Annotated in this window: 11 protein-coding genes; 4 read left to right on the forward strand and 7 right to left on the reverse strand. The window is 55.9% G+C overall.

The genetic code is table 11. From position 1 onward, the window contains the following. Window positions 1-71 precede the first annotated feature (71 nt). The gene (locus EDF82_RS14755; RefSeq protein ID WP_123756292.1) at window positions 72-1490 is read right to left on the reverse strand and encodes a glutamate synthase small subunit; all 1419 of its coding nucleotides are present in this window, start codon (window positions 1488-1490) and stop codon (window positions 72-74) included. A 9-nt stretch (window positions 1491-1499) separates the two neighbouring features. Then, a complete protein-coding gene (gene gltB / locus EDF82_RS14760) occupies window positions 1500-5960 on the reverse strand; it encodes a glutamate synthase large subunit (RefSeq protein ID WP_123756293.1) in 4461 nt (1486 codons plus the stop codon). 675 nt (window positions 5961-6635) lie between these two features. Here gltB and EDF82_RS14770 point away from each other — a divergent pair. The 4 genes from EDF82_RS14770 (at window position 6636) to mtgA (ending at window position 11605) form a co-directional block, all read left to right on the forward strand. Next, complete coding sequence (locus EDF82_RS14770; RefSeq protein ID WP_123756295.1) at window positions 6636-7571, forward strand: TIGR01212 family radical SAM protein; 936 nt, start codon at window positions 6636-6638, stop codon at window positions 7569-7571. An 84-nt stretch (window positions 7572-7655) separates the two neighbouring features. Next, entirely contained in the window at window positions 7656-9995 is a 2340-nt protein-coding gene (gene arcB / locus EDF82_RS14775) for an aerobic respiration two-component sensor histidine kinase ArcB (RefSeq protein ID WP_123756296.1), read from the forward strand. Between the two features lie 231 nt (window positions 9996-10226). Then, complete coding sequence (gene elbB, locus EDF82_RS14780) at window positions 10227-10880, forward strand: isoprenoid biosynthesis glyoxalase ElbB (protein ID WP_123756297.1); 654 nt, start codon at window positions 10227-10229, stop codon at window positions 10878-10880. Then, entirely contained in the window at window positions 10877-11605 is a 729-nt protein-coding gene (gene mtgA / locus EDF82_RS14785; RefSeq protein WP_123756298.1) for a monofunctional biosynthetic peptidoglycan transglycosylase, read from the forward strand. The genes elbB and mtgA overlap by 4 nt, the downstream gene beginning before the upstream one ends. 62 nt (window positions 11606-11667) lie before the next feature. Here mtgA and npr read toward each other — a convergent pair whose 3' ends face one another. The 5 genes from npr to rpoN all read right to left on the reverse strand — a co-directional run bounded on the left by npr (window position 11668) and on the right by rpoN (window position 15139). Beyond that, window positions 11668-11940: a PTS phosphocarrier protein NPr gene (gene npr, locus EDF82_RS14790; protein WP_123756299.1), complete on the reverse strand. Its 273-nt coding sequence runs from the start codon at window positions 11938-11940 to the stop codon at window positions 11668-11670. Continuing rightward, entirely contained in the window at window positions 11937-12791 is an 855-nt protein-coding gene (gene rapZ / locus EDF82_RS14795; protein ID WP_123756300.1) for an RNase adapter RapZ, read from the reverse strand. Before rapZ ends, npr begins: the two co-directional genes overlap by 4 nt. A gap of 45 nt (window positions 12792-12836) precedes the next feature. Further along, the gene (gene ptsN, locus EDF82_RS14800) at window positions 12837-13325 is read right to left on the reverse strand and encodes a PTS IIA-like nitrogen regulatory protein PtsN (protein WP_123756301.1); all 489 of its coding nucleotides are present in this window, start codon (window positions 13323-13325) and stop codon (window positions 12837-12839) included. A gap of 70 nt (window positions 13326-13395) precedes the next feature. Beyond that, window positions 13396-13683, reverse strand: a complete 288-nt coding sequence (gene hpf, locus EDF82_RS14805) for a ribosome hibernation promoting factor (RefSeq protein ID WP_123756302.1) — start codon at window positions 13681-13683, stop codon at window positions 13396-13398. A 22-nt stretch (window positions 13684-13705) separates the two neighbouring features. Continuing rightward, window positions 13706-15139 (reverse strand): RNA polymerase factor sigma-54, encoded by a 1434-nt coding sequence (gene rpoN, locus EDF82_RS14810; RefSeq protein WP_123756303.1) that lies wholly within the window; start codon window positions 15137-15139, stop codon window positions 13706-13708. Window positions 15140-15177 lie beyond the last annotated feature (38 nt).

The raw sequence follows: 15177 nt of genomic DNA on the forward strand, positions 1-15177 counted from the left end.
AAAAGCCCGTGGGTCTTCACCCACGGGCATTGTCTTTCCGCCCGGATAAGTCGTTTATCCGGGCTGGGGTATTACACTTCCAGGTAGTTCAGGATGCCGTCAGCCGCTTTACGACCTTCGGCAATGGCGGTGACCACCAGATCGGAGCCACGCACGATATCGCCGCCAGCAAAGATTTTCGGGTTGCTGGTCTGGAACGCATTTTCATTGCCTTCCGGGGCGATAATACGGCCCTGAGAATCCAGCTCAACGTCGTGCTTCGCCAGCCACTCCATGCTGTGCGGACGGAAACCAAACGCCATGACCACCGCATCAGCCGGGACAACGTGCTCGGAGCCGGCGACGATTTCTGCGCGACGACGACCCTTAGCATCCGGTTGGCCCATCTCGGTGCGCGCCATTTTCACGCCGCACACTTTGCCGTTGGCATTCACTTCAACGCCCAGAGGCTGAACGTTGAACTGGAACTCGACGCCTTCTTCACGCGCGTTTTTCACTTCGCGGCGGGAGCCCGGCATGTTTTCTTCGTCACGACGATAGGCACAGATGACATGCGATGCCCCCTGACGTACGGAGGTACGCACGCAGTCCATCGCGGTGTCGCCACCGCCCAGTACCACGACACGCTTGCCTTCCATGTTGACGTACGGCTCGCTCGCCGTTTCGCCAAAGCCCATGGTCTGCTTGGTGTTAGCGATCAGGAACGGCAGGGCATCAAAGACGCCGTTTGCTTCTTCGTTTTCCAGCCCGCCGCGCATGGACTGATAGGTCCCGACGCCGAGGAACACCGAATCGTACTCTTTCAGCAGGTCGTCGAGCTGAACATCCCGGCCCACTTCGACGTTGAGTTTGAACTCAATGCCCATGCCGGTGAAGATTTCACGACGACGGGTCATGACCTCTTTCTCCAGCTTGAACGCCGGGATACCGAAGGTCAGCAGGCCGCCGATTTCCGGGTGACGATCGAAGACCACCGCTTTGACGCCGTTACGGGTCAGGACGTCTGCACAAGCCAGACCTGCCGGGCCTGCGCCAACGATAGCCACGGTTTTACCGGTGGCCTTGACGCCGGAGAGATCCGGACGCCAGCCCATTTCGAACGCTTTATCGTTGATATAGCGCTCGATGTTACCGATAGTCACCGCGCCGAATTCATCATTCAGCGTACAGGACCCTTCGCACAGGCGATCCTGCGGGCAAACGCGCCCGCAGACTTCCGGCAGGGTGTTGGTCTGATGTGACAGCTCAGCCGCTTCAAAAATACGCCCTTCATTAGCCAGCTTCAGCCAGTTAGGGATGTAGTTGTGGACCGGACATTTCCATTCGCAGTACGGGTTACCGCAGGACAGGCAGCGGTCTGCCTGTGCTTTGGCCTGGCCTTCTGAAAACGGCTCATAAATTTCTACAAATTCAATTTTGCGGATCTTCAGCGGTTTCTTTGGCGGATCAACACGCTGTAAGTCGATAAACTGGTATACGTTCTGGCTCATCTGAATTCCTTACTGCGCCTGCACACGCAGCTCTGCTGCGCTACGACTACGGTGACCCAACAGTGCTTTAACATCGCTGGACTTAGGTTTAACCAGCGCGAATTTCGCTGCAAAGGCCGGCCAGTTGGCCAGGATCTCTTCGCCGCGAGACGAACCGGTCAGCTGCACGTGTTCGGTAATCAGACCACGCAGGTGCTCTTCATGGATAGCCAGAGAATCAACGTCCAGCACTTCCACCAGTTCAGGGTTCACACGTTTACGGAAGTCTCCGTCTTCATCCAGCACGTAAGCAAAGCCGCCGGTCATCCCTGCGCCAAAGTTGACGCCGGTTTTACCCAGTACGCAGACAATACCGCCGGTCATGTATTCGCAGCCGTTATCGCCGATGCCTTCGACCACGGTGATGGCGCCGGAGTTACGTACTGCAAAACGTTCACCCGCACGGCCTGCGGCGTACAGACGACCACCGGTCGCACCGTACAGACAGGTGTTGCCGATGATGCTCGCTTCGTGGCTGCGGAAGGCAGAACCCACCGGAGGACGAATAGAGAGCAGACCGCCTGCCATCCCTTTACCGACGTAGTCGTTAGCGTCACCGGTCAGGTGCAGCTCAACGCCACCGGCGTTCCACACGCCGAAGCTTTGGCCCGCGGTACCGCTGAAGTGCGCGGTGATAGGATCGGCCGCTAACCCCTGGTCGCCATGAGTCTGGGCGATATAGCCGGACAGCGAGGCGCCTACGGAGCGGTCGGTGTTACGGATATCGAACCAGAAGGTTTTGCTCTGCTTGCCGTCGACAAACGGTTTTGCCTGCTGCAGCAGCTGCGCGTTCAGCACCCCGTTATCAAACGGCGGGTTGCTTTCAGTGCAGAACAGCGCTTTGCCCGGATGCGGCTCGGCGGTTTCCAGCAGTTTGCTCAGATCCAGCTTCTGTTGCTTCGCGGTAAAGCCGTCCAGCACTTTCAGCAGGTCGGTACGACCAATCAGGTCCACCAGACGCTTCACGCCCAGCTCGGCCATCAGCTCGCGGGTTTCGCGGGCGATGAATTCAAAGTAGTTGGTCACTTTGAACGGCAGGCCGTGGTAATGGTTCTTACGCAGTTTGTCATCCTGGGTTGCTACGCCGGTTGCGCAGTTGTTCAGGTGGCAAATACGCAGGTATTTACAGCCCAGCGCGACCATCGGGCCGGTGCCGAAGCCGAAGCTTTCCGCGCCGAGAATCGCTGCTTTGATGATATCAAGGCCGGTTTTCAGGCCGCCGTCCACCTGCAGGCGAATCTTATGACGCAGGCCGTTGGCTACCAGCGCCTGCTGGGTTTCCACCAGGCCAAGTTCCCAAGGACAGCCAGCGTATTTCACCGAAGAGAGCGGGCTGGCACCGGTACCGCCATCATAACCAGCGATGGTGATGAGGTCGGCATAGGCTTTTGCCACGCCGGTGGCGATGGTGCCGACGCCAGGTTCAGAAACCAGCTTCACGGAAATCATCGCTTTCGGGTTGACCTGTTTAAGGTCGAAAATCAGCTGCGCCAGATCCTCGATAGAGTAAATATCGTGGTGCGGCGGCGGCGAAATCAGGGTTACGCCCGGAACCGAATAACGCAGTTTGGCAATGTACGGCGTGACTTTGTCACCCGGCAGCTGCCCACCTTCGCCCGGCTTCGCGCCCTGAGCCACTTTAATCTGGATAACATCGGCGTTGACCAGGTATGCCGGGGTAACGCCGAAGCGACCGGAAGCAACCTGTTTAATACGCGACACTTTATTGGTGCCATAGCGCGCCGGGTCTTCGCCACCCTCGCCGGAGTTAGAGAAGCCGCCGATGCTGTTCATGGCTTCCGCCAGCGACTCATGCGCTTCCGGGCTCAAAGCACCGATAGACATAGCGGCGGTATCGAAGCGTTTGAACAGCTCTTTTGCCGATTCAACCTGGTCGATGCTGATGGCGTTCTCGCCAGGATTCACTGCCAGCAGATCGCGCAGCGTCGCGGCCGGACGTTCATTGACCAGTTTGGCATACTGCTGATAATCGCTGTATTCACCGCTCTGAACGGCCTGTTGCAGCGTGCGCACTACGTCCGGGTTATAAGCGTGATATTCACCGCCATGAACGTATTTCAGCAGGCCACCCTGCGCCAGCGGCTTACGGACCAGCCACGCGCGTTTGGACAGATTCAGCAGATCCTGCTGGAAGTCATCGAAGCCCGCGCCGCCGATACGGCTGACAACGCCGAGGAAGCACAGGTCGGATACTTCACGATGCAGGCCGACCGCTTCGAACAGCTTCGAACAGCGGTAAGAGGCGATAGTCGAGATGCCCATTTTGGACATGATCTTGTACAGGCCTTTGTTGATACCGTTACGGTAGTTCAACATCACTGAGCGGTAGGCTTTATCAATAGCTTTGCTATCGACCAGTTTTGCCAGTGTTTCGTAGGCCAGGTACGGATAGACAGCCGTGGCGCCGAAGCCCAGCAGCACCGCAAAGTGGTGCGGGTCACGGGCGCTGGCGGTCTCAACAATAATGTTGGCATCGCAGCGCAGGCTCTTATCTACCAGACGGGTCTGGATCGCGCCAACCGCCATCGGGGCCGGGACTGGCAGACGATCTTTAGCGATATTACGGTCGGAGAGCACCAGCAGAACGGTACCGTTACGTACCATCTGTTCGGCTTTATCGCACAGCGCTTTCACCGTTTCGGCCAGCGTGGTTTCGGTGGCGTTAAAGGTGATATCCAGCGTATCGGCGCGATAGTGTTCCTCTTCCATCGTGGTCAGCTGTTTGAAATCGGAGTACAGCAGGATCGGCGATTTGAAGCTCAGACGGTGTGCCTGGCCTTCCGCTTCGCAGAAGACGTTCATTTCGCGGCCGATGCTGGTGGCCAGCGACATCACGTGCGCTTCACGCAGCGGATCGATCGGCGGGTTGGTCACCTGCGCGAACTGCTGACGGAAGTAGTCATAGATAATACGTGGCTGGCTGGAGAGCACCGCAAACGGGGTATCATCGCCCATCGAGCCGACGGCTTCCTGGCCATTTTCACCCAGCACGCGCAGCACAGAGTCCAGCTCTTCAGCGCTGTAGTTAAACTGTTTCTGGTAGCTGGAGAGGGTATCGTCATCCAGCTGACGGCTGCCAACGTCTTCGTCAGGCAGGTCTTCGAACGGCACCAGACGGCGGACGTTTTTCTCCATCCACTCTTTATACGGGTGGCGGCTTTTCAGATCGTCATCGGTTTCCGCAGAGTGCAGAATGCGGCCCGCGCGGGTATCGATAACCATCAGTTCGCCTGGGCCAACGCGGCCTTTTTCCACCACTTCGTCAGGCTGGTAATCCCAGATACCGACTTCTGATGCACAGGTGATCAGCTTGTCTTTGGTAATGACGTAGCGCGCCGGACGCAGACCGTTACGGTCGAGGTTACAGGCTGCGTAGCGACCGTCGGACATGACGATGCCCGCCGGGCCATCCCACGGCTCCATGTGCATGGAGTTAAAGTCGAAGAAGGCGCGCAGCTCCGGATCCATATCCGGGTTGTTCTGCCAGGCTGGTGGCACGAGCAGACGCATGGCACGCACGATATCCATCCCGCCGGCCAGCAGCAGCTCAAGCATGTTATCCATGGAGCTGGAGTCGGAGCCGGTTTCGTTAACGAACGGCGCTGCATCGTGCAGATCCGGAATTAACGGGGTCTGGAACTTATAGGTACGCGCGCGGGCCCACTGGCGGTTACCGGTGATGGTGTTGATTTCACCGTTATGTGCCAGGTAGCGGAACGGTTGTGCCAGCGGCCAGCGTGGGACGGTGTTGGTGGAGAAGCGCTGGTGGAACAGGCAAATTGCTGATTCCAGACGCAGGTCCGCGAGGTCCAGGTAAAAGCGCGGCAAATCTGCCGGCATACACAGACCTTTATAAATATTCACCAGGTTCGACAGGCTGCAGACGTAGAAATCTTTATCTTCCTGCAGGCGCTTTTCAATGCGGCGACGAGCGATGAACAAACGGCGTTCCATATCGCGCGGGCGCCAGCCTGCCGGGGCGTTAACAAAAATTTGTTCAATACGGGGCAGCGAGGAGAGGGCGATTTCACCGAGAACCCCTTCGTTAGTCGGCACATCGCGCCAGCCGACAATAGACAGGGTTTCACATTGTAATTCTTCTTCAACGATGCGGCGCGCCGTAGCAGCCAGTTCAGGATCCTTATTAAGGAATAACATCCCGACGGCATAATTTTTGGCTAAACGCCAGCCGTTCTCCTCCGCAACGATACGGAAGAAACGATCGGGTTTTTGCAGCAGCAAGCCACAACCGTCGCCGGTTTTACCATCGGCAAGGATCGCGCCGCGGTGCTGCATTCGGGCCAGTGCGTGTATAGCGGTACGCACTACCTTGTGGCTAGGTTCGCCTTCTATGTGGGCGATCAGGCCGAAACCACAGTTATCCCTCTCAAGGGATTTATCGTACAACATATCAGTGAACCTCCCCAGGCTCTACGGGACACCCTCCGATACCGATTGCGCACGGGCACAGAAAGAGCATGGCGACGGGGTGGTTTGCACCTCGCATTCGCCCTCTTTAAATCCTTTTCGCATCGGTACGCAAGTTTGAGGACTTGCTGTAAGAGGGAATCTCAATTACTGCATAAATATGATGAGCAGAGTGCTCATCCAGAAAGCTTCCAGCGGATTCCCAACTTATCGGGAATCGGCACTTACGTCAAATGGCAATCTTATTTATACAAAAATGTGCTATGAGGTGCTTAATGTTATGATTGTTAAGGAAAATAAGGGGTTTTAAACAACAATGAAACGCAGCGAAAAGCATATTCTAGTGTGATCTGTCTCACTATATCGATAGCTTATCATTATCGTTATATGCTGAACTGGCTATTTATAGCAGAGTATTCGTCTGCCTGTTTCTCGCGAGGCGGGGAATAACACTGTTTTTTCCCCTGATGAAGATAATGGCAATCCAGGGCTTAAGTATAAGGAAAAGTCATTACCGGACGGGTGAATGAAATTGCAGTTATCTTGAGTGGTTATGCAATGAGGTGTGCGGCCGCACTGACGATTGATCCAGGTCATCGTCATCGGTGGCTAAAAATGGCAGGCTTGGCCCCTTTCTTAAGGCCGGTCTATCAGATTATGCAGTTACAAAAATTAGTCAATATGTTTGGTGGGGATCTTTCGCGTCGCTATGGCGAAAAAGTCCATAAACTGACGCTGCATGGTGGGTTTAGCTGCCCGAATCGCGATGGCACCATCGGTCGTGGAGGCTGCACCTTCTGCAATGTGGCCTCTTTTGCTGACGAAGAGCAGCAGCACCTTTCTATTGCAGAGCAGCTGGCGCATCAGGCGCAGCGCGTGAAACGCGCAAAGCGTTATCTGGCCTATTTCCAGGCGTATACCAGCACCTTTGCGGAAGTGCAGGTCCTGCGCAATATGTATCAGCAGGCGGTCAGCCAGGCCAATATCGTCGGGCTCTGTGTCGGCACCCGCCCGGATTGTGTCCCGGAAGCGGTGTTAGATCTCTTGAGCGGCTACCACGAGCAGGGTTATGAAGTGTGGCTGGAGCTGGGCCTGCAAACCGCACATGACAAAACGCTGCACCGGATTAATCGCGGCCACGATTTTGCCTGCTACCAGCGAACGACCCGCCTGGCACGTGAACGCGGGCTGAAAGTGTGCTCACATCTGATTGTCGGGCTGCCTGGAGAAACCCAGCAGCATTGCCTGCAAACCCTGGCGCAGGTGGTGGACACCGGCGTCGATGGTATCAAGCTGCATCCCCTGCACATAGTGACCGGCAGTACGATGGCGAAAGCCTGGCAGGCCGGGCGCCTCGAGGCCATTGCGCTGGAGGAGTATACGGTCACCGCCGGCGAGATGATCCGCGCTACGCCGCCCGAGGTGATTTATCACCGGATTTCCGCCAGCGCCCGTCGCCCGACGCTGCTGGCGCCGCTGTGGTGTGAAAACCGCTGGACCGGGATGGTAGAACTCGATCGCTATCTGAATCAGCACGGCGTGCAGGGCTCGGCGCTGGGACGTGCCTGGACGCCACCTTCCCTCCAGGAGTAGGGAGCTTCGCATTTTTCGCACAACTTACAGCGGTTTGCTCAGAATTGGGTATTATTGTGCGGAGTTGTCGCGAAGGAATCCCTTATGAAGCAAATCCGTATGCTGGCGCAGTACTATGTCGACCTGATGATGAAGTTGGGTCTGGTGCGTTTTTCCATGCTGTTGGCCCTTGCACTGGTGGTGCTGGCGATTGTCGTACAGATGGCCGTTACGATGGTGCTGCATGGCCAGGTCGAAAGTATCGATGTTATCCGCTCCATCTTCTTTGGTCTGCTGATCACGCCCTGGGCGGTCTATTTTCTGTCGGTGGTCGTTGAGCAGCTGGAAGAGTCGCGGCAGCGTCTCTCCCGACTGGTTGAAAAGCTTGAGGAGATGCGCGAGCGCGACCTGAAGCTTAACGTGCAGCTCAAAGACAATATCGCCCAGCTCAATCAGGAGATTGGCGAGCGTGAGAAAGCGGAAGCCGAGCGCGAAACAACCCTCGAACAGCTGAAGATTGAGATGAAAGAGCGTGAAGAAGCGCAAATTCAGCTCGAACAACAATCCTCCTTCCTGCGCTCTTTCCTGGATGCGTCCCCGGATTTAGTTTTCTATCGTAATGAAGACAAAGAGTTTTCCGGCTGTAACCGCGCCATGGAGCTGCTGACAGGGAAAAGCGAAAAGCAGCTTATTCACCTGAAACCTCAGGATGTCTATAACGAGGAAGCGGCAGTAAAAGTCCTCGAGACGGATGAAAAAGTCTTCCGCCATAACGTCTCCCTGACCTATGAACAGTGGCTGGATTACCCCGACGGGCGCAAAGCCTGCTTTGAGATCCGCAAAGTCCCTTACTATGACCGCGTGGGTAAACGCCGGGGGCTGATGGGCTTTGGCCGCGATATTACCGAACGTAAGCGCTACCAGGATGCGCTGGAGCGCGCCAGCCGGGACAAGACCACCTTTATTTCTACCATCAGCCATGAGCTGCGTACGCCGCTGAATGGCATCGTCGGGCTGAGCCGTATCCTGCTGGATACCGACCTGACCGGCGAGCAGGAAAAATACCTCAAGACCATTCATGTATCGGCGGTGACGTTGGGGAATATTTTCAACGATATTATCGATATGGATAAGATGGAGCGCCGTAAGGTTCAGCTGGATAACCAGCCGGTTGACTTCACCAGTTTCCTGGCCGACCTCGAAAACCTCTCTGGTCTGCAGGCACAGCAGAAGGGGCTGCGCTTCGTGATGGACCCGACGCAGCCGTTGCCACATAACGTGGTGACTGACGGAACCCGCCTGCGGCAGATCTTGTGGAATCTTATCAGCAACGCCGTGAAATTTACCCCGCAGGGCGGAAATGTCAACGTCCGCGTGCGCTACGATGAAGGAGATATTCTGCACTTTGAAGTAGAAGACTCCGGCATCGGTATTCCTCAGGCGGAGCAGGATAAGATCTTCGCCATGTACTATCAGGTAAAAGACAGCCACGGCGGTAAGCCGGCAACCGGGACCGGGATTGGTCTTGCCGTGTCGCGTCGTCTGGCGCGCAATATGGGCGGCGACATTAATGTCTCCAGTCTGCCTGGGCAAGGGGCGACGTTTACGTTGACCGTGCATGCGCCAGCGGTGGCGGAAGAGACAGAAGACAGTCTGACAGATGATGAGATGCCGCTGCCGGCGCTCAGCGTGCTGCTGGTCGAAGATATCGAGCTTAACGTGATCGTCGCGCGCTCGGTGCTGGAGAAACTGGGCAATACCGTGGATGTCGCGATGACCGGTACCGCGGCGCTGGAGATGTTTAAACCGGGCGAGTATGACCTGGTGTTGCTGGATATTCAGCTGCCGGATATGACCGGCCTGGATATTTCCCGGCATCTTAAACAGCACTTTGCCGCCGATGAGCTGCCGCCGCTGGTGGCGCTGACGGCGAACGTGCTGAAAAACAAAAAAGAGTATCTCGATGCCGGTATGGACGATGTCCTGAGCAAGCCGCTATCGGTGCCGGCATTAACCGCCATTATTAAAAAATTCTGGGATGCTCCGGAAGAGGATGAGATCGAGATCCCGGCGGCGGATACCAGCAAGGCCTCTTCGGTGCTCGATATTCCAATGCTTGAGCAGTATATCGAGCTGGTCGGGCCGAAGCTTATCAACGACGGTCTGGCGGTGTTCGAGAAGATGATGCCTGGCTACATGGCGGTGCTGGAGTCTAATCTGACCGCCCGCGACCGCAAAGGCATCGTCGATGAAGGGCATAAGATCAAAGGCGCGGCGGGCTCTATCGGCCTGCGTCATATTCAACAGCTCGGACAGCAGATTCAGACCCCGGATCTGCCGGCGTGGTCAGATAACGTTGCTGAATGGGTTGAAGAGATGAAGTCAGAGTGGCAGAACGATGTGGCGGTGTTGAAGGCGTGGGTGGCGTCGGCACCAAAAAAATGACCCCGGATAAACCGGGGTGCGCGAACACTGCGCCAACACCAGGGAACTGGTCGTTGCGCCAGAATTTTTAGACAGAGTTATAAGCAGCGCAACCTGAGGATTCGGTTTGCTCGCTCATTAAGATAGCAAACCTTAAATTATTTGTTACGTGAATCAGTTAAATATGTGAAGCAATGCGAGTAAATCAAAATTTTTGACTGGTTTCAGTAAGTTGTACTAAGGAGTGGGCGTATGAAAAAGATTGGTGTGGTACTGAGCGGTTGTGGCGTGTATGACGGGACGGAGATCCATGAAGCGGTCATTACCCTGTTGGCGATTGCCCGTGGCGGCGCACAGGCCATCTGCTTTGCGCCGGATAAGGCCCAAACGGACGTTATCAACCATCTGACCGGCGAACCGCTGGGTGAAACGCGCAACGTGCTGATTGAGGCGGCGCGTATTGCCCGTGGTGATATCCAACCGCTGGCCAGCGCCCGGGCCGAGGCGTTAGACGCGCTGATCGTTCCCGGTGGATTTGGCGCGGCCAAAAATCTCAGCAGCTTCGCTTCACAGGGCAGCGAGTGCCTTGTCGACAGTGACCTGAAAGCGCTGGTGCTGGCGATGCATGAAGCCGGTAAACCGCTGGGCTTCATGTGCATTGCCCCGGCGCTGCTGCCGAAAATTTTCTCTGTGCCTTTGCGCATCACTATCGGCACCGACCTTGATACTGCTGAAGTGGTGGAAGAGATGGGCGCGGAACATGTGCCTTGCCCGGTCGATGATATCGTGGTCGATGAAGAGAACAAAGTCGTGACGACCCCGGCCTGGATGCTGGCGCAGAACATCGCGGAAGCGGCAAGCGGCATTGAGAAGCTGGTGGCCCGCGTCCTGGTTCTGGCGGCATGAGTGTTCGTCGCCAGTCGCCGCTGCGGGTGCTAAAACGCTTGCTGCTCCGTATCCTGATGATTGGGGTGGTGATGTGGGGCGGCGGAATCGCCCTCTTTAGCATTCTGCCGGTGCCTTTTTCCGCCGTCATGCTGGAGCGGCAGGTTGGCGCATGGTTGCACGGTGACTTCCACTACGTCGCTCATTCTGACTGGGTCAGCATGGATGAGATATCACCGTGGATGGGGCTGGCGGTTATTGCTTCTGAGGACCAAAAGTTTCCTGAGCACTGGGGCTTTGATGTGTCGGCGATAGAAAAAGCGCTGGCTCACAATCAACGCCAGGAAAATCGCGTGCGCGGTGCCTCCACGCTGTCGCAGCAGACGGCGAAAAACCTGTTCTTGTGGGATGGCCGCAGCTGGTTGCGTAAAGGGCTGGAAGCCGGACTGACGGTCGGCATTGAGACGGTGTGGAGCAAGAAACGCATCCTCACCGTCTATCTCAATATTGCCGAGTTTGGGGAAGGGACGTTTGGTGTTGAAGCGGCTTCTCAGCGTTTTTTTCATAAGCCGGCCAGCAAGCTAACCGCTTCGGAAGCCGCGCTTCTGGCGGCGGTACTGCCTAATCCGATCCGCTTTCGCGCCGATGCGCCGTCCGGCTATATTCGTAGTCGCCAGGCGTGGATCCTGCGTCAGATGCGTCAGTTAGGCGGAGAAGGGTTTATGCGGGCGCATAAGCTGGATTGAGGCAGGGCAGGGAGCGTGAGCCCCGGTCAGCATCGCGCCGCCGGGGAGGGCATCAGGAAAGGCTAATCTTCATCAAAACCGGCGTTGAACAGCGCAATGACCGCTGCCAGCGCCTCTGCTTCCTGCGGACCGTTGGCCTCAATCTCAATTTGTCGACCCTTGGCAGAGTCGAGCATGAGCAAGGCAATCACACTATTGGCTTCGGCTTCCGTGCCTTCATCATTGCGCAGCAGCACTTCTGCGTCATAATTTTGCATCAGCTCAAACAGCTTCATCGCCGGGCGGGCGTGCATGCCCAGCTTATTGGTGATCTCAACGGTCTGCTTTACAGTCATGATTTGCGTTTTTCCAGCGTCCGATGGCGAGACTGCACATTCTTGCCGCGCGAGCGGAAGTAGTCAGCCAGTTGCTCGGCAATGTAGACCGAGCGATGTTTACCGCCGGTACAACCAATAGCCACCGTCAGATAGCTGCGATTATTGGTCTCCAGCATCGGTAACCATAGCTCAAGATAGCTGCGGGTCTGGTAAATAAAATTGTGAACTTCCGTGTGCCGATCAAGGAAGGCAGCCACCGGTTTATCCAGCCCGGTCATAGGACGCAGTTTGGGATCCCAGTGCGGGTTGGGTAAGAAGCGCACGTCGAAGACATAATCGGCATCAATCGGAATGCCATGCTTAAACCCGAAGGATTCAAAGACCATGGTCAGCTCGCGCTCACGCTTGCCGAGCAGGCGCGTACGCAGCATTTCTGCCAGTTCATGCACCGACATTTCGGAGGTGTCGACGATCAGGTCTGCGCGGGAACGCAGCGGTTCCAGCAGAGCACTCTCTTCGTCAATTGCGCTTTCAAGCGACAGGTTTTTGCTCGACAGCGGGTGCAGACGACGCGTGTCGCTGTAGCGGCGGATCAGCGTGTTACGATCAGCATCAAGGAACAGGAGCTGAGGTGAAAATGTCTCCGGCAGGTTTTTCATCGCCTGCTCAAAGATCTCCGGTGATTCCGGCATATTGCGCACGTCAATGCTGACGGCAGCGGATATGTTTCTGTCGGCCAGCGAGCGGGCCAGTTCTGGCAGCAGCACCACCGGCAGGTTATCTACGCAGTAGAAACCCATATCTTCCAGCGCCCGCAGGGCAACGGATTTCCCCGAGCCTGAGCGGCCACTGACGATCATCAGTACCATGTACCGTTTCTCCTCAGTACGATAAAGAGTGAGGTGCGACTCTCGTTAACTATCATCACTGCTTCCTGCTTCGGTGATGATCTCATACAGCTCTTCATCGCTTTGCGCGCTACGCAGGCGACGGCAAATGGTTTTATCTGCCAGCCGTTTCGCCACCAGCGACAGCGTATGCAGATGGGTTTTGGTCTGGTCAGCCGGCACCAGGAGCGCAAACAGCAGGTCGACCGGCTGGTTGTCGATGGCATCAAATGCAATCGGGGTTTCCAGCTGGACAAATACGCCAACCGCACGCAGCGTATCCTCTTCGAGCTTGCCATGAGGAATGGCAATCCCATTACCAATCCCGGTACTGCCCATTTTCTCGCGAGTGAGGATCGCTTCAAACACCAGCTGTGGCGGTAAACCTAGCTGTTTAGCTGCCAGCTCACTGATGATTTCCAGCGCGCGTTTTTTGCTCTGGCAGTGAACCTGGCTACGGGTACATTCCTGGTTAAGGACGTTGCTCAGTTGTAGAGCCGAATCGTTGTTCATCATAATTTCACCTGAGCGCCCCTTGCCTGCCACCCATGAAAACGGGTAACAGGCGAGAGCAACACCCGGACAATTAGTGTTGTTTTAGTTTATCTTTATGTTTCGTTAACTGTCTTGCCAGCTTATCGATAAGACCATCGATAGCGGCATACATATCCTGCCCTTCCGCACTGGCATGGATTTCGCCACCGTTGACATGCAGATTGGCATCCGCAATTTGCGTCACCTTCTCTACTTTTAACACAATGTAGACCTGATTGATCCGGTCGAAAAACTGCTCCAGTTTGCTGAACTTCGCGTTAACGAAGTCGCGCAGTGCAGGGGTGATCTCGACGTTGTGTCCTGTAATGTTGAGCTGCATAGTGTCTTCCTTATCGGTTGTGTCAGACCAGTTGTTTACGCTGGTTGGACGGCGGAATGGATAAAGACTCTCGGTACTTGGCAACGGTACGGCGCGCGACCATGATACCTTGTTCGGACAGTATGGTGGTGAGCTTACTGTCACTCAACGGCTTCGCGGGGTTCTCCGCGGCGATTAACTTCTTCACCAGCGCACGAATGGCGGTGGACGATGCCTCGCCGCCGCCTTCGGTGCTTACGTGGCTGGAGAAGAAATACTTGAGCTCAAAAATACCGCGCGGACTGTGCAGGTACTTTTGAGTGGTGACACGTGAAATAGTGGATTCATGCATCTCGACGGCTTGGGCGATATCCGCCAGCACCATCGGTTTCATATACTCTTCGCCCTGCTCGAAGAAGGCCTGCTGCTGCTCGACGATGCAACGGCTGACGCGCAGCAGCGTATCGTTGCGACTTTCCAGGCTCTTGATGAGCCAGCGGGCTTCCTGCAGGTTGCTGCGGATAAACTGGCTGTCGGCATCATTGCGCGAGCTGTTACCCATTGCGGCATAGTGCTGATTGATTTTCAGGCGCGGGATACTGTCGGAATTCAGCTCCACTACCCAGCGGTCGCTAACCTTGCGTACCAGAACGTCAGGAATGACATACTCTGGCTCACTGGTCTGGATCGACTGGCCTGGGCGCGGATCGAGCGACTGGATCAGGTTAACCGCTTCTTTCAGCACATCTTCTTTAAGACGCGTCACGCGCATCAGGGAACGGAAATCATGGTTGGCGAGCAGATCGAGATGATCGCTGATGATAAGCCTGGCCTCTTCCAGCCACGGCGTCTCTTTCGCATATTGTGAAAGCTGAACCAGCAGGCAGTCGCGCAGATCTTTCGCCGCCACGCCAACCGGGTCGAAACGTTGGATACGTTTTAGTACCGCTTCTACTTCTTCGAGGCCGATCTCTTCATCGTCGATGCTCTCGACAATGTCTTCGATCCGAAGGGTGAGATAGCCGGTGTCATCGACGGCATCGACGATAGAGGTGGCGATGGCGCGATCGGTATCGGTGAATGGCGTCAGCTCGACCTGCCACATCAGGTAATCCTGCAGGCTTTGGGTCGTTTCGCCCTGATAGACCGGCAGCTCGTCGTCCTGATAATCAACGCCGTTTCCTGACGGTGTACCGGCGGTGTAGATCTCATCCCAGCTGGCGTCGAGGGGCAACTCCTCCGGCATATCTTTTTGCTCAAGCGCATCGACCGTATCCAGGGATTCGCGGTCCTCGACCTCTTTGGTTTCTACCTCATCGTGAAGATCGGTTTGCTCAAGCAACGGATTACTCTCCAGCGCCTGCTGGAGTTCCTGCTGGAGTTCTAACGTGGACAGCTGCAGCAAACGGATGGCCTGCTGCAGTTGTGGCGTCATGGCAAGCTGTTGGCTTAGCCTTAATTGCAAACCTTGCTTCATATTCAGGGCAAATATCTCCGGCTAAAACGTCTGTAACC

This window comes from Klebsiella sp. BIGb0399 (assembly GCF_003752615.1).
GTDB lineage: Bacteria > Pseudomonadota > Gammaproteobacteria > Enterobacterales > Enterobacteriaceae > Klebsiella > Klebsiella lignicola.

Coding starts and splice junctions, on each gene's coding strand:
- EDF82_RS14755 (WP_123756292.1), bottom strand. CDS start 1,490: ATGAGCCAGAACGTATACCAGTTTATCGACTTACAGCGTGTTGATCCG.
- gltB (WP_123756293.1), bottom strand. CDS start 5,960: ATGTTGTACGATAAATCCCTTGAGAGGGATAACTGTGGTTTCGGCCTG.
- EDF82_RS14770 (WP_123756295.1), top strand. CDS start 6,636: ATGCAGTTACAAAAATTAGTCAATATGTTTGGTGGGGATCTTTCGCGT.
- arcB (WP_123756296.1), top strand. CDS start 7,656: ATGAAGCAAATCCGTATGCTGGCGCAGTACTATGTCGACCTGATGATG.
- elbB (WP_123756297.1), top strand. CDS start 10,227: ATGAAAAAGATTGGTGTGGTACTGAGCGGTTGTGGCGTGTATGACGGG.
- mtgA (WP_123756298.1), top strand. CDS start 10,877: ATGAGTGTTCGTCGCCAGTCGCCGCTGCGGGTGCTAAAACGCTTGCTG.
- npr (WP_123756299.1), bottom strand. CDS start 11,940: ATGACTGTAAAGCAGACCGTTGAGATCACCAATAAGCTGGGCATGCAC.
- rapZ (WP_123756300.1), bottom strand. CDS start 12,791: ATGGTACTGATGATCGTCAGTGGCCGCTCAGGCTCGGGGAAATCCGTT.
- ptsN (WP_123756301.1), bottom strand. CDS start 13,325: ATGATGAACAACGATTCGGCTCTACAACTGAGCAACGTCCTTAACCAG.
- hpf (WP_123756302.1), bottom strand. CDS start 13,683: ATGCAGCTCAACATTACAGGACACAACGTCGAGATCACCCCTGCACTG.
- rpoN (WP_123756303.1), bottom strand. CDS start 15,139: ATGAAGCAAGGTTTGCAATTAAGGCTAAGCCAACAGCTTGCCATGACG.